Annotated in this window: 13 protein-coding genes, 2 tRNA genes and 3 pseudogenes; 10 read left to right on the forward strand and 8 right to left on the reverse strand. The window is 46.6% G+C overall.

All coding sequences use genetic code 11. The annotated features are described in order from the left end of the window. Positions 1-247 precede the first annotated feature (247 nt). The 4 genes from JCM16161_RS06605 (at position 248) to JCM16161_RS06615 (ending at position 3,317) form a co-directional block, all read left to right on the forward strand. A complete protein-coding gene (locus JCM16161_RS06605) occupies positions 248-847 on the forward strand; it encodes a gamma carbonic anhydrase family protein (RefSeq protein WP_243670035.1) in 600 nt (199 codons plus the stop codon). Beyond that, entirely contained in the window at positions 771-1,853 is a 1,083-nt protein-coding gene (locus tag JCM16161_RS06610) for a glycosyltransferase (protein ID WP_054855349.1), read from the forward strand. The genes JCM16161_RS06605 and JCM16161_RS06610 overlap by 77 nt, the downstream gene beginning before the upstream one ends. Positions 1,854-1,896: 43 nt before the next feature. Continuing rightward, the gene (locus tag JCM16161_RS16450; RefSeq protein WP_243670037.1) at positions 1,897-2,292 is read left to right on the forward strand and encodes a hypothetical protein; all 396 of its coding nucleotides are present in this window, start codon (positions 1,897-1,899) and stop codon (positions 2,290-2,292) included. Between the two features lie 74 nt (positions 2,293-2,366). Continuing rightward, positions 2,367-3,317 (forward strand): hypothetical protein, encoded by a 951-nt coding sequence (locus JCM16161_RS06615; protein WP_243670038.1) that lies wholly within the window; start codon positions 2,367-2,369, stop codon positions 3,315-3,317. 8 nt (positions 3,318-3,325) lie between these two features. Here the strand turns inward: JCM16161_RS06615 and JCM16161_RS06620 are convergent, their stop codons facing one another. The 4 genes from JCM16161_RS06620 to JCM16161_RS16460 all read right to left on the reverse strand — a co-directional run bounded on the left by JCM16161_RS06620 (position 3,326) and on the right by JCM16161_RS16460 (position 6,843). Then, a complete protein-coding gene (locus JCM16161_RS06620; protein WP_054855350.1) occupies positions 3,326-4,435 on the reverse strand; it encodes a M42 family metallopeptidase in 1,110 nt (369 codons plus the stop codon). 64 nt (positions 4,436-4,499) lie between these two features. Next, entirely contained in the window at positions 4,500-4,967 is a 468-nt protein-coding gene (locus JCM16161_RS16455; protein WP_243670050.1) for an ERAP1-like C-terminal domain-containing protein, read from the reverse strand. Between the two features lie 8 nt (positions 4,968-4,975). Then, positions 4,976-6,505, reverse strand: a complete 1,530-nt coding sequence (locus JCM16161_RS06625) for a M1 family metallopeptidase (RefSeq protein ID WP_243670258.1) — start codon at positions 6,503-6,505, stop codon at positions 4,976-4,978. A gap of 38 nt (positions 6,506-6,543) precedes the next feature. Next, positions 6,544-6,843: a hypothetical protein gene (locus JCM16161_RS16460; protein ID WP_243670052.1), complete on the reverse strand. Its 300-nt coding sequence runs from the start codon at positions 6,841-6,843 to the stop codon at positions 6,544-6,546. Positions 6,844-7,028: 185 nt separating this feature from the next. Here JCM16161_RS16460 and JCM16161_RS06630 point away from each other — a divergent pair, with 185 nt between their 5' ends. The 3 genes and pseudogenes from JCM16161_RS06630 (at position 7,029) to JCM16161_RS06640 (ending at position 9,318) form a co-directional block, all read left to right on the forward strand. Then, complete coding sequence (locus JCM16161_RS06630; RefSeq protein WP_054855351.1) at positions 7,029-8,363, forward strand: AAA family ATPase; 1,335 nt, start codon at positions 7,029-7,031, stop codon at positions 8,361-8,363. Positions 8,364-8,414: 51 nt separating this feature from the next. After that, entirely contained in the window at positions 8,415-8,756 is a 342-nt protein-coding gene (locus JCM16161_RS06635) for a hypothetical protein (protein ID WP_054855352.1), read from the forward strand. 72 nt (positions 8,757-8,828) lie between these two features. Next, positions 8,829-9,318: pseudogene (locus JCM16161_RS06640) on the forward strand (PaREP1 family protein). A gap of 287 nt (positions 9,319-9,605) precedes the next feature. Here JCM16161_RS06640 and JCM16161_RS06645 read toward each other — a convergent pair. Beyond that, positions 9,606-9,705, reverse strand: a tRNA-Ser gene (locus tag JCM16161_RS06645). Positions 9,706-9,811: 106 nt separating this feature from the next. Here JCM16161_RS06645 and JCM16161_RS06650 point away from each other — a divergent pair. Further along, the gene (locus tag JCM16161_RS06650; protein WP_054855353.1) at positions 9,812-10,114 is read left to right on the forward strand and encodes an ATPase; all 303 of its coding nucleotides are present in this window, start codon (positions 9,812-9,814) and stop codon (positions 10,112-10,114) included. Positions 10,115-10,159: 45 nt separating this feature from the next. Here the strand turns inward: JCM16161_RS06650 and JCM16161_RS06655 are convergent, their stop codons facing one another. Beyond that, positions 10,160-11,500 carry a M20/M25/M40 family metallo-hydrolase gene (locus JCM16161_RS06655; protein WP_243670054.1) on the reverse strand — a complete coding sequence of 447 codons (1,341 nt, stop codon included), beginning with the start codon at positions 11,498-11,500 and terminating at the stop codon, positions 10,160-10,162. A gap of 44 nt (positions 11,501-11,544) precedes the next feature. On the opposite strand from JCM16161_RS06655, the pseudogene JCM16161_RS16465 reads away from it, so the two are divergent. Further along, positions 11,545-12,235: pseudogene (locus JCM16161_RS16465) on the forward strand (MFS transporter); the annotation flags it as partial. A gap of 30 nt (positions 12,236-12,265) precedes the next feature. Continuing rightward, positions 12,266-12,838, forward strand: coding sequence for an MFS transporter (locus tag JCM16161_RS16470; RefSeq protein WP_243670260.1), 573 nt, complete (start codon positions 12,266-12,268; stop codon positions 12,836-12,838). 73 nt (positions 12,839-12,911) lie between these two features. On the opposite strand, the pseudogene JCM16161_RS06670 reads toward JCM16161_RS16470, so the two are convergent. Beyond that, a pseudogene (locus JCM16161_RS06670) lies at positions 12,912-13,662 on the reverse strand (RAD55 family ATPase). A 94-nt stretch (positions 13,663-13,756) separates the two neighbouring features. After that, positions 13,757-13,853 (reverse strand) — tRNA-Ile (locus JCM16161_RS16475). Positions 13,854-13,935: the final 82 nt, after the last annotated feature.

Here is a 13,935-nt window from a genome sequence, read left to right on the forward strand (position 1 = left end):
ATTAATGGCCTTGGCCACGTCTATACTAATATTCTGGCGTGGGGATACGGACTCCTAACGAAAACTCCATACCTGCCCCTATACGGGTAATCATCTAGGAATCCACCCTTACCAAGTAATGCGTTTAGTACGTCAATCCTCGACATATGACCAAGGAATGACCAATGCCTTTTAAGTGTTTAAGCGGTATTACTTTACGTGGTGCGTGCCTTAATACTTTAAATAATCCGGTTTTTACGATTAAACTATGCCAATCGTGAGGGTTGGGGATAAGGTGCCGAGGATTGGTAGGAACGTCTTCATAGCGAGTACGGCCTACGTAATTGGCGATGTGGTTATTGGGGATAACGTGAGCATTTGGCCTCACGCTGTGATTAGGGGTGATGAAGATAGTATAGTGATTGGTAACGACTCGAATATTCAGGATGGCGCTGTAATACATACGGATGCGGGATTTCCAGCGAGGATTGGGCGTGGCGTCACCATCGGGCATAGGGCCATTGTACACGGCGCCACGGTGGAGGATGAGGTAATAATAGGCATGGGCGCCATAGTGCTTAATGGCGCGGTAATCGGTAGTGGGAGTATTGTGGGGCTGGCGCCGTTGTTACGCAGGGGACTAAGGTACCGCCTAACAGTATTGTTGTTGGTGTGCCCGCTAAGGTCATTAGGCAGGCCACGGATTCGGATAGGGAGTATATTAAGAATAATTATCAGGCCTACCTCAGGCTTGCAAGGATGTACATGGATAATGGGGTTAACCTATAACCATGCAGTGCATATCGCTAATAACCGATGGCGTCGATGGCGTAACAGGCCCGGTCAGGGTCGCATATCTACTGGGTAGTTTCCTAACTAAGGTGGGCTTTAACGTCAATGTCGTCTCACCATACGTGAGGGAGGAGGTGAGGAGGGATTTTGAATACGTTGGTATTAGGGTAAGGGACTTGGGAATTAAGCCCTTACTTCCTGGTCAATCCGGTCATCTCTCGATATGGCTGTTAAATGGCTTGAGGGGATTAGTTGATTATGGCGATGATTGCTTAACTATTAATCTATCCTTTGAGTTGCCAATACCATCAACGATATTCTATGCACAGGGCTATGTGGGTGACCTACTTAGGGATTTGAGTAGGGAATTCCCAATACACTATAGGTTGGGTTACCACATAGCCATACCGTTGATAGGTATTGCTGATTCCACATATCATAAAGCCCTCTCACACTCTAAATACGTAATAGCTAACTCGAGGTACTCCGCGGAATCCGTGATATCGAGAGGCGTGAAGGTTTGGGGCGTGATAAATCCACCAATTGATACCGATTTCTTTAAGCCAATGCCCAATCCTACCCAGGACTATGTAATAACGTATGTGGGTAAGGAAACACAGTTTAAGGTATTGAGGGCCATGGCTAATGCTGGGATTAAAATCGTGGCCTTCGGATCTAAGGTTCCCTGGCTACCACGCTGGTTCGTTAAGCATAGAAACATTGATTATAGGGGGAGGGTATCCGATGAGGAGTTGGTTAGGTTATACGCCAATGCCAGGTTCACGGTATTCCCATTCATACATGAACCATTTGGGTACGTACCTGTTGAGTCCATGGCCTGCGGTACCCCGGTACTTACCTACAATAGGCAGGGACCTGGGGAAACCGTGATCAATAACGAAACTGGTTGGTTGGTGAATAGCCCTGAGGAGCTCGTTAACTTAGCCGTAAAATTATGGGAGAGGGGGTATGATGAAGCAATGAGGATTAAGGCTAGGGATAGGGCCATGGCCTTCAGCATCGCTAGAATAATTAGTCAATGGTTAGGCGCGATTAACGGGTTCATCTATAGGGTTAGTTAAGAAGGATAAAAATAATAAGGAACTACCTACTGAGACTGAGGGAATGAGTGGTAAACTCACGTTTCATTTTGGGACTGATGGCGTACGTGGAGTAATTGATGAAGAATTTACGGAGTTCCTGGTCGCCGTGCTCGCCGAATCAACATTTCGTTACTGGTCACGTAAGTATGGGCTGCACAAGGTCTTTGTTAGCTTTGATGCGAGGAGGAAGTCCAGGGACTTTGCGCATATCGCAGCCGGTGTGGCTGCAAGCCACGGCTTAGATGTCGTGATGGTTAATAAACCCACACCAACCCCAACAGCTGCCTGGTTTGGTTCTCGATTTGGTTTCGACCTCACGATACAGATCACCGCCAGCCACAACCCACCAATATACAACGGATTCAAGGTAATAACAAGCAGGGGATCACCAGCCAGGAGGAGGACACAGACGAGATAGAGCGGCTCTACAGTAATGAGTATGAGGACATTAATAGGTCAGTCAAAACCCTCGAGCTGAGGCCAGTACCTACTGTGGATCCAGCCCCTGAGTACATCAACTACGTCTATGAGAATGTGACCAAGATGTTTAAGCCCAGGAGTAGGTTCAAGGTCATTATTGACCCGATCTACGCAACCTCGATCGGCTATACGAGTGAGGTTTTGAGAAAGCTTGGAATGGAGGTTACGGAGATACACAATAATTATGACTCAAGCTTCGGAGGTAGGGATCCAAATCCGGAGCCCCAGAACATCCCTGAGCTCATTCAGGAGGTTACCGCGGGTAAGTACGACATCGGCATATCGCATGACGGCGACTCCGATAGGATAGCACTTGTTGATAGGGTTCACGGTTACCTTAGCGCCAACGACATCCTGCCAATAGTCGTTGAGAGGTTGGCCTCGGCATCAATGATAAAGAGAGGTATTGTTAGGACTGTGTCCACGACCCACATCCTTGACAACATAGCCTCAAAGTACGGCTTTAAGGTTGTTGAGGTTCCGGTGGGCGTTAAGTACGTGGCCAGGGCCATACTGAGTGGTGAGGCTGACATGGGTGGTGAGGAGAGCGGAGGCCTAGTTTACTCATGGCACATACCTGATAAGGACGGCATATACACGGCATCCCTAATAATAGCCATGGCGTCCGAGTACGGAAGCCTAACGAACCTAATAAGCGACGTTAGGAGTAAGTACGGTAGGGCATACTTCAAGAGGGTTGACCTGGACATGAGGAATTCGAAGAAGTTCGTAAACGATAATAGGGAGTTACTGCTCAGGATGCTGAGTTCCCTGGGCCCAAACCCAAGGTTCATAACTATTGATGGTGTTAAGGTTGTGTTTAGTGATGGTTCCTGGATCCTAATCAGGGGTAGCGGCACAGAGCCTAAGTTGAGGATTTACAGCGAAGCCCTTAGTGCTGATAGGGTTGAGGAGTTGATAAATAATGCAATAGGCATTGTTAATCAATTATTAAGGCAATAAACACTAATTCACACCGAACCAGCTTTAATGGTCTTCTCCCTAAGGCTTTGAATCAGCTTCTCATCAGCTCTAGACAACGCCTCGGTCAGTAATCGAGCCGCGTTGAGCGCATCCTCAATACTTAGTAGTTCCACGGGGCTATGAACGTACCTAGTGGGTATCGATATTGTGGTTGCGGGTATACCATCCCTCCTAAAGGCGATTCCAAGGGCATCCGTCGTACCGCCAATCAACACCTCCAGTTGGTACGGTATTTTCAATTCATCAGCGATTGAAACCAAGAAATTGGTCAGCGTTGGGTGAGCAATGAATACATTACCCCTACCACCATCCATCACTTTAATGGCAGGCCCCTTACCAATCCTGGTCACAAACTCCCGCTCATTAACGCCAGGCACGTCAGCGGCGATTGTGGTATCAAGGGCAATCGCGAAGTCTGGGTAAACCCTGTCAGCAGCCACCTGTGCACCCCTAAGACCAACCTCCTCCTGAACTGTGGCCACGAAGTACACGGTAACCTCACTACTCCTTAACTGCCTCGCCGTCCACAACATCACAGCTACACCAACCCTATCGTCAAATGCCTTACCTGTGACAATGCCTCCATTAAGGACTTCGAAATCCCTATCGAGGACGGCCACGGAGCCAACCCTGATGCCTAGCTTCCTGACCTCCTCATCACTTGATGCACCAATGTCTATGAATAAGTCCTTGAGTTCAGGGGCTTCCCTCTCCTTGCCCGGCGGTGTAACGTGAGGCGGCCTACTGCCGATGACACCCCTGATTTTCCTACCATCAACGGTCCTAATGATGACTCTCTGACCGACCAGGGTCACCTCATTCCAACCACCAATGGCCCTGAACCGCAGGAAGCCATTCTTATCTATATTGTCAATTAGCAGGCCGATCTCGTCAATGTGGGCTGCGACCATGGCCTTTAGGTCCCTTCTCCTGCCATACTTAACACCAATCACGTTACCCCACCTATCAACCATTAACTCATCGACATAGGGCCCCAACTCCTTAATAACGAGGTCCCTAACCTCATCCTCAAAGCCGGAAGGCCCAAAGGCCTCGCTTAACCTCCTAAGCAGGTCTATGAATTCCTGCGATGCCATACATGATTAGATTCAGGGATCCTGTTTAAAGGGTAACCCTGTGATTTTAACGTTCTATTTATTGCTAAATACTACGTGACAAACGTGAATACGCACTTAAGAGTTCAAGACCCGCCCTAACCCCCATCTCGATGCCGGGTATGTTCAATCCCCTTAAAAACCTCTCCACCTCATCCTCCTGCCCAATGCCTATTAATGGTATTGAATACGTAATTACCCTGGACAACACGCCAGGATCCCCATAAGCCTCTATAAAGCGCTTATAATTATTCATAAACCATCTAAGGTTAAGATCGCGCACGTACGGGTTCCTAGAACCCACGGTGAAGAACTGAAGGTCCTGCCTCTTAACCTCACCGGATATTAGGAAGTCCAGAGACCTCTGGTACTCATCCCTATTGGTTATACTTAGCATGGCGGCCAGGACCTTATTCCTATCCTCATCGGTCGTTAATGACCTGTAGAGCTCCCTAAGGGTTTCAAACGGCCTATCGCCGACCACGGCATAGGCATTAACAACGGCCTGTCTCATGACAGGGCTTAAGCCTGGTAATCACTAATCAAGCCTGCTATTGACCTTGCGTAATCCTCATCAATAAGTGCGCGGCGAGAAAGTACCAATTCCCTAACATCATCCATGCCGGAAACACCCTCAAGTAAATTACTCTGCACCCTAAGATACTCGGTGAATACCTCCTTAACCGCTGACGGCTTTATTGAGTATAGAGTACCTAGTTGGGAGATTATAGTAGTCGTTAGTAGGTAATTAACTATGTCGCTCACGGACCTAACCAGGCCTAGGTACTCGCTCAAGCCAATGGATCCCTGGAGCAGGTGGGCATAGGCGTCATTTACCACGCTCCACCTCTCAAGGTGATTAGACGCGTTACTCAAGGCCCTTAACCAATCACCATACCTAACCCTGTAATAGCCACTACCATTAACGTTAAGGAACAGGGACTCCGATGAGCCGCTGAGCATTAATGTGTCATGTTCCATGAGCACGGTACCCACCGCGCCATTAAACCTGTAGACGATGGGTATTGGCCAGGAATCGGCGGTATTACCGCTGAGCATGAACCTTGACTGCCTAAGTGTGATGCCCTTGCCCGTATCCTCAATGACTATGACCGGGTGCCCTGGCTTATCAACCCAGGCCTTCATGACCCTCATCACGGGCTTACCACTAACCTCCTCAATACTGCCCCACAGATCGTCCTCAGTGGCGTTTGAGTATGCGTACTTCCTAAGGTAGTTACTAAGGCCTCTCCTGAAGTCCTCCTCACCCACGTAGTTCTCAAGCATTCTGAGCAGTGAGGCACCTTTACCATAGCTAATGTCGTCGAATATCTCGAAGGCCTCCTCCTCACTGTTAATAGGTACATGGACAGGGTGAGTACTCATTAGTGAGTCCCTGAGCATCGAGCCCGTGGTCTCATCAGCCAAAAACCTATACCAAACACCCCACTCCGGGAAGAGCTTATCCATTGCCTTGTAGCTCATGAATGTGGCGAAGGACTCATTAAGCCACAGGTCATCCCACCAACGCATGGTGACCAAATTACCGAACCACTGATGCGCAATCTCATGCGCCACAACCTCCGCAACCCTCCTCCTAGTCAACTCAGTACTGCCCTTACCCACGAGCAGTGCGGTCTCCCTAAACGTTATCGCGCCCCAGTTCTCCATGGCACCAGCCGCGAATTCCGGGACATGGATCAGGTGAAGCTTGGGTAGTGGGTATGGTATGCCGAAGTAATTACTGTAGAATTCAAGCACGCCCTTCGCAACATCAAGCGCGAACCTACCATCCTCAACCCTATCCCTAATCGGCGTGGCGAAGATCACATCAATACTACCGACCCTATCCCTGGACTCGAAGAACCTGCCAATGCCTAGGTAAAGCAGGTACGTGGACATCCTAGGGGTCTCCGCAAACTCAAACACCTTCCAGGGACCATCCCAATAAACCCTGACCGGCGGTGTGTTGAATATCACGTCATAATCACCATCAACCGAGACCCTAAACCTAAACCTAGCCTTGGCGGCTGGGTGGTCAACACAGGGTATGAAGTACCTGGCGCCCGTGGGCTCAAACTGCGTAGTTATTATGTAACCACCCCCATACGGAGCCTATAGATACCCAGTAATTTGTCGCTAACCCTACCCTCAAACACAACCCTAACAACGCCACCGACCGGCCCCCGAACCCTCAAAACCCTACCATCATAGGAATAATCAACGGGCCTACCATCAACATCGACAGCCCTTACCTTAAGATCAACTGCATTAAGCACCAGGTCACCCGCAGAATTAACGTGGACATCCACAACACCATCATAACTCAAATCCCCAAACCTAAACCTAAGGTCAACCACGTACAGCTCGATATTGACGCTAAACGACACGCATTACATGGGGTACACGCATTATTAAATATAACGCGGGCCGGTTCCAAAGAGAACAAAGGACTAACCTCCATCGTTAAAACCACCGATACTGACGGCTCCGAAAGCGCCTCCACCTCTCGCCTCTCCCACGCGAAAAATATATTTATCATAAAAATACAATTAATAATTCTAAAGGAAAGACAATGAGTAAGGAGCAGACAAGCGCAGAATTATATGTAAAGGACTTCTCGGTATTCGAGGAGGCGAAACTAACGCTAAAGCCACTCACAATACTGATAGGCGGAAACAGTGTGGGAAAGAGCCACCTACTATACCTGACCTGGCTATTGATGAGGCTTGAACCAAACGTCCCAGCCCTAGTCGAGGTAAATGAAAACTTACGTAACATGATAAAAGGCATAAAGGAAGCGGCATCTAAAGATAAAATAATAATTGATATTATTAAGGAAATAGTCCAGGGATACTCATATTTCCTGACCGAATCCTTTAAGAAAACCTTTGGAACAGGACCAGCAAGGCTTTCAAAGGACAAACAGCTGAGTGTGTCGGTGCAGGGATATAGTGGATGTAAAATTGAATTTAAACTCTCCGGGAATGAATTTGCCACTAATTATGTGGAATGCGAAGATTTATTTAATAATATTGAAATAAAAATAAATGAAGATTTCGAGTTTCCCGTCATTCGGCTTACAGAATGTGGTACTATTATAAATAGATTTATTGATATTGATAACGTTGTGTTCAATTATTTTGTATTAAATACAATTACGAAAGATGCTGTAAGTAGTTGTTTTAAGCCATGGTTGCTAGGTGATGACGATGTTGATTTCTTCATTGACGGTAGGGCGGGCCTCATCAGGTCTATCATGAAGCCTCAGATAAAGGTTGAGGGCCTCCTTGAGCCTGATGAGGTATTTAGGCTTAAGTATTTTAAGGCGATTGAGAAGGCGTATGAGGGTATTAAGGGTATTGATTTAATTAGGGATTTCCTTGAGGAGCTCGGCGTTAAGGACATTAGGGTGGAGTTTGAGAGGGGGTTATACGTGCCTTACATAGTTACGTGGAATGGTGCTAGCATCCCGCTTGATATATCGCCTTCTGGAGTTAGGGAATCGCTCTTGCCGTTACTGTCCCTAATCAATGAAAAGGGTAAGGTTGTGATTATTGAGGAACCAGAGGCCCACCTTCATCCAAGGGCCATTACCAGGTTGGCTAGGGTTATCGCCAGGGCCGTCAACATGGGTAAGCAAGTAATACTATCAACACACAATGATTACCTACTCTACGAGTTAAGCAATCTTATTGAGGCCAGTGAGCTTAGTGATGATGAGCTTAAGAGGCGTGGGTTGGGTAGGGGCGATGTATTGAGTCCGGATAGGGTCGCTGTGTACCTGGTCAGGGCTGAGCCGGGGAGGGATTACTCGGTCCTTGAGGAGGTTCCTGTAAGTGGTAATGGTATTGAGGAGGAGGAATTCAGTAAAGTGGCAACGGAGTTAGCCGAGGAATCCTCTCATTAGGGGTATGAAGATAAGGGAGAGTTAATTATGAAGTGTAAATGCGGAGATGCCATGAGACGCGCTAATTGTCGGTGCATAGACCTGGATGAGTATGTCAATAACGTCGCTAATCGTGGTGATAGACCACCACATGCGGATTACGCATTAATATGTGGTAATAGGGTCGTCATAGTCGAGGATGTTGATGGCAAGGCCGAGCTCAGGGATAAGGAGAAAGTTGAAACCAGTGAGTACTTACTAAGGGGGCACGGAGAGGTTGCCTCGACAATGCGTATTTATAATGTTATCCATGCCACGAAGGGAGCCGACTCCATGGTTGCGAAGGTATTCCGTAAGTACAGGATTTTCCTAGTAACCTGTTGTGATAAGTTACGTGAGTTGATTTCGCAATAGTTATGGTTTAAGCACTGGGCAAATGCTATAAATTTCCAATTGTTGAGTAGAAACGTTGTGGATCCACAGCAATTGAAATTAAGTAAGCCTTGGTTAAATGCTGAGGAGTATAGGAGAGGACGCATTTTGGAGGCCAGGTGTGAGGCTGAGCTCGCATTGAAATTCCTTGAGGCGGGCCTGTACAGGAATGCTGCCGGTAAGGCATTCCAGGCCTGGAAGGCCTTATTAGCCGCATTGGCCATAGGCCATGGCGATGAGCTAGCCAAGAGGTTTAAGGGGATTAGAAGAACTAGGGATGGTAAGAGGGTTAGTTTATCAGACTTCATAGTAGCGTTCATGCCCACGGGCTAATATGTTGGCTGTGGCCAAGGTCCTGGAACAACTAACAGATAAACCTCTCGTTGACTTAACAAACGCGGCAATAAACCTGCATGAATTTCGACATAACGGGCTTGATGAGACCGGCGTATTTAGTAGATACCCAACCATAGACTTGGTTATTGACGATATTAGGAGATTGGTTAATGGAGTTCAACAAATCCTGACATCAATTCAGGCGTAGTGTTAAGGGACCAGGAAGCCGAACGACCATGAACCACGACCCCAGTAAATTCATTAACAGTACCCACTAAGCAAGACCTAATCAATACGTATAATCATGTATTACGGCTATTAGAGCAATCCCACATAGGGTAAAGCACCTTTATCAGGTATGACGAACCTCGCCCGCGAAACACCAAGCCTAGCTAGGGTGATCATGCATGGACCTTAAGTTAGCTAGGTAATTTATTCCATAAGAACGCAAAACATGATGAACGTAAATTCGGCATAGCCAAGCAACAATCCACGTGGTGCCGGGGCGGGATTTGAACCCGGGCCCCCTTGCGGGGACGGACTATCTGCCCACGATAGCAGGCCCGCGCCTTGGACCTGGCTCGGCCACCCCGGCGGTTCTTGCTTTGGTTTTGTTTGTTTTAAGTTTTTTTTGTGCTGTGGGTTTCGTGGCTTCTTTATTGGAATAAAATTTTAATAATGTCTCATGTCTTGCTTCGTTGATGGTTAGTAGGGGAGTTGTTAGGGCCTTGGTAATTGCAATGTTGGTGCTTAGTCTCGCGGCTTTAATAGTTCATGCCCAGGCCACTGATCAGGCCCAGGTTGAGGCAGCCAGGGCTTTGGCTGCCGGTATTGGCTTTGGTCTTGCGGCCCTTGGCGCCGGCATTGGTATAGGGTTAACAGGCGCTGCTTCGGTTAGTGCGATGATTGAAAGGAGGGAGTTATTCGCGATGTACTTGTTATTTGTCGCATTGGCAGAGGCTATAGCGATCTACGGCTTCGTAGTATTCTTCCTACTAATCTAATCCAGGCACGCTCATTAGTTCAATATTCAAAATAACCACCTTTAATCATGAAGAAATTAATCGCCTAACCAATAATGAGTAGAACCTACTTGTTAATTCCAGGGACTTAACACTAACATACTCGTTAGGGCCATGTTCATTGCCGCCTATGGATCCAAAGTCTATTGTCTCAATGCCGAGTGGTGAGAAGTACCTTGCATCGCTTGCGCCAGCCATCTCCATGACTCTGGCCTCAAGGCCAAGTTCATTAAGTACCTCGCTGGCTAATTTAACAAGTCTCGAGTCGCGCGGAGTGTATAGGTAGCCCCCACCGCCCTCGCTCTCGACCCTAACCTCAATTCCCTGGAAATCCTCCCTTAATGCTTCGTTCATTGCCTCCTCAATGGCCTTGGTATCATCGGTCATGGCCCTGACATTAACCACGAACTCATGGTAATCACCGACAACCCTATACACGTTTGGTGTTGCCGTGATGCCATAAACGCTCTGAGCCTTGACCCTGGGCACAAACCTGGTCAACGGAAGTAGGGCCTTAATGAGTCTCGTGAGCCCCACATCAACCTCCTGCTGCGGACAGCCACTGCAGGGCTTAACCACGTCAGCCTCAACCCAGGTGGGCGTGACATTACTCTTGACAAAGCCTCCCTTAAGGCTGACTACGTATGCGTTGTTGAGCCATACGTATTGGGAAAGGGCGATGACTGGGTGCGTATCGACGCCGTTTATGAAGTAAGCGGCGTGGTACGGAGGCGTGACCTTATAATCAAGTTGGAACCTAATGGTTTCACTACGCCCGTTAACCACCGCCTTCTCAACCCTAGACCTAACCCTGGCGTTGAATATGGCCCTCCTCCTATTTATGATAACCATCGAGTGCCCATCGGCATTAATCACGTAGTTCGGCTTGAGACCATTACCCAGTAGGTAATCCCTCACGACCTTAGCCCCATTCTCACCACCAACCTCCTCATCGGTTGTGAATGCGACGATAACCGTGCCCCTGTCTATATTTACCAGGTCCTCTAACGCCTTAAGCACTGCGGCCGCATTACCCTTATCATCGAGCGCGCCACGGCCATAGGCAAGGTCACCCTCAATGGTTAGTTTAAGCGGATCGTACTTCCACTCACTACGTATAAACGGGACAACGTCGAGGTGCGCCAGAAGCAATACGCGGGGCTCGCCGGAACCAATGATACCAACTATGCTTCTATAACCATGGCTAACCAACACCCTGGTCTTCACACCAAGCCCATTTAATACGCCCTCCACGAAATCAATAACGCCGGGATCGGGCATTTTACCGTTCTCAGGGTCATTAACCGTATCGAACTCTATAAGAGCTCCTAAAAGATTTAATAAATCAATTTCCATCAATAAACTCATTTATGAGTTAAATTTAAAAGTTACTAAATAATTAACTAATAATGATGACAACCGGAAAAGATCTTGTTAAACTTGCATATGAGGCATCCTTGGCTTCATTTTTTGGTACGTTCCTTGAGTTTTATGATTTTACATTATTTGGTTATTTAGCCACGATAATAGGGCCATTGTTCTTTCCAAGTACTAATCCGACGACTACGTTATTATACTACTTTGCTGCGTTTGGGACAGGGTTCGTAATGAGGCCTATAGGTTCTTTGTTCTTTGGATGGCTAGGGGATAAATGGGGTAGAAGGAATACATTTATGATACCAATAATTCTTATGGCCTTTGCTTCATTATTTATGGGCCTGTTGCCAACATATCAAGAGGTTGGTGTTTGGGGCTGCACTTCTTGTAACCTTAAGATTATTGCAAGGCTTTTCATTAGGCGGTGAGTGGGGTGGTGGCATAACCATGGTTGCTGAACTTGCACCTAAGGAGAGGAGGGGATTTTTCGTGGGTATAGTTCAAATGGCACAAAGCGGTTTATTGACAACGGGTCTCTTGACCTTATTCTCCAGTACAATGTCTAAAGCAGCATTTGAAGCCTATGGATGGAGAATTCTCTTTATCATAGGTGTTATAATAGCAATAATTGGTTTCTATATAAGAATTAGACTAACTGAAACGCCAATATTTGACGAGGTCAGAAAACAGAAAAGGACCCTTAGAGTACCAGTGGCTCCCATAGTTACTAAAGGTCGTTATGTATCAATGTTATTGATGGCCTTATTCCTTGCTGGTGTTCCACTGTCGTATACGTATATTGTATATGGCGTTACTTATTTAACAAAGTACATTCATTTTGCTTATTCAGAGGCAACATTCATAACATTTATAGCTTCCGCTGTGTATTTAGTACTTACATTACCTTTTGCATATTTAACTGATATTATAGGCAGAAAGCCAATAGTGCTTGCTGGATTAATTGGTGAAGCAATATTAGTTTTTCCATTCTATTTCTTAATAGTTAAATATCCATTCTTTATTGTTGTGCTTACATTTTACATTATTGAGGAAACATTACATGCAATATATAACGGTGCTTATGGACAAATGCTTGCAGAAATCTTCCCGACGGTATCAAGATATACTGGTGTGGCCTTTTCTTATAATTTAGGCGTTGCAATTTTAGGTGGATTTACACCGTTCATAGTCACATACTTAATAGCTACGCTTAAAACACCACTAGCTCCAATTTATTGGTTGTTCCCATTAATTGTAATACCAATAATATTAGTGGCGTTACTTTATAAAGAAACAAAAGGTATAGATTTAAGTACATTTATAGAATAAATTATTTGTAAATAATAAAAAAAATTAAATCAAAAATATTTATTCTTCTTTATTTTATAAATTATAAAAATGCTTATTGACCACTCTGTACCTGGACGCCTAGGCTCTCCAGGGTGTTCTTCAGCATGTTCCTTATCTCATTGATGTCCACGGGAACTATTGTGCCCTTAGCCGTGGTGAAGTAGTACCAATTCATTGAATGTGAAACACCCTTCATCCTCTTAATCCTCATCCTCCTGACTGGTATGCCTAGGTTTGCCATATTCTCGTCAAACTCCATCTCGATTACTCCATCAAAGACGTACTCAATACTATTTAGTAGGTTGTCAATGTCCTCGGTCGTCACGTGGGCAACTATGAACGTCACCATGTTGTAAAGCCTAGACAGCGACTTTAATTGCTTGAGCAGGGCTACCAAGCCCTCGGTCGATGTTTATGAGGAGGTCATTTATGGAGTCAATTATTAATCCGCGGGCACCCCTCGAGTAAACGGCCTGGCTAACCTTACTAATTAACTGCCCAGGGTCCAACTCGGTGATTACGTCAATGACGTTTGGAGACTTAACCCTACGCTGATCACTGAGTGAGAATCCATCAATTATGAAGAGCCTATTGCCGAGGTCCCTCAGGTCATTAACCACGGACTCCGGGTTATCATCAAAGGACACGTAGACAAGCGGGTAATTACTCATGATACTCCGAGCAAGCAACTTAACGAGGAGTGTCTTACCCATGCCAAGGTCTCCACGAATGAGGATTAGGTAGCCGAAGGGGAAGCCCGTGGGTAATAAATCCTCCAAAACCTGGCACCTAAGGAAGTCCATAACAACCAGGGAATAAGGCCGAAACGAAATAATTAAGCATTACCCAACCAATCACCGGGAGAAATACCAAAGCCCATCAAGATTGAAACAAACCTGGTGGGCCCGCGGGATTCGAACCCGGGACCTCCCGGTTATGAGCCGTACGCGGGGCACATGCCCCAGGGCGCTCTACCTGGCTAAGCTACGGGCCCTAATGAAGTCTGATTTTATGGCAAATTTAAGCTTTTTGTCTCGGGATTTCCTATGGGTTGGCTATGAATAGATTTGGTAAGG

The sequence above is a fragment of the Vulcanisaeta sp. JCM 16161 genome, from assembly GCF_001316285.1.

Bases quoted from the DNA above. Each gene is read 5' to 3' on its own strand.
- JCM16161_RS06635 (WP_054855352.1), top strand. From the start codon at position 8,415: ATGAGACGCGCTAATTGTCGGTGCATAGACCTGGATGAGTATGTCAAT.
- JCM16161_RS06605 (WP_243670035.1), top strand. From the start codon at position 248: ATGCCAATCGTGAGGGTTGGGGATAAGGTGCCGAGGATTGGTAGGAAC.
- JCM16161_RS06610 (WP_054855349.1), top strand. From the start codon at position 771: ATGCAGTGCATATCGCTAATAACCGATGGCGTCGATGGCGTAACAGGC.
- JCM16161_RS16470 (WP_243670260.1), top strand. From the start codon at position 12,266: ATGGCCTTATTCCTTGCTGGTGTTCCACTGTCGTATACGTATATTGTA.
- JCM16161_RS06655 (WP_243670054.1), bottom strand. From the start codon at position 11,500: ATGAGTTTATTGATGGAAATTGATTTATTAAATCTTTTAGGAGCTCTT.
- JCM16161_RS16455 (WP_243670050.1), bottom strand. From the start codon at position 4,967: ATGAGACAGGCCGTTGTTAATGCCTATGCCGTGGTCGGCGATAGGCCG.
- JCM16161_RS16450 (WP_243670037.1), top strand. From the start codon at position 1,897: ATGAGTGGTAAACTCACGTTTCATTTTGGGACTGATGGCGTACGTGGA.
- JCM16161_RS06650 (WP_054855353.1), top strand. From the start codon at position 9,812: ATGGTTAGTAGGGGAGTTGTTAGGGCCTTGGTAATTGCAATGTTGGTG.
- JCM16161_RS06620 (WP_054855350.1), bottom strand. From the start codon at position 4,435: ATGGCATCGCAGGAATTCATAGACCTGCTTAGGAGGTTAAGCGAGGCC.
- JCM16161_RS06630 (WP_054855351.1), top strand. From the start codon at position 7,029: ATGAGTAAGGAGCAGACAAGCGCAGAATTATATGTAAAGGACTTCTCG.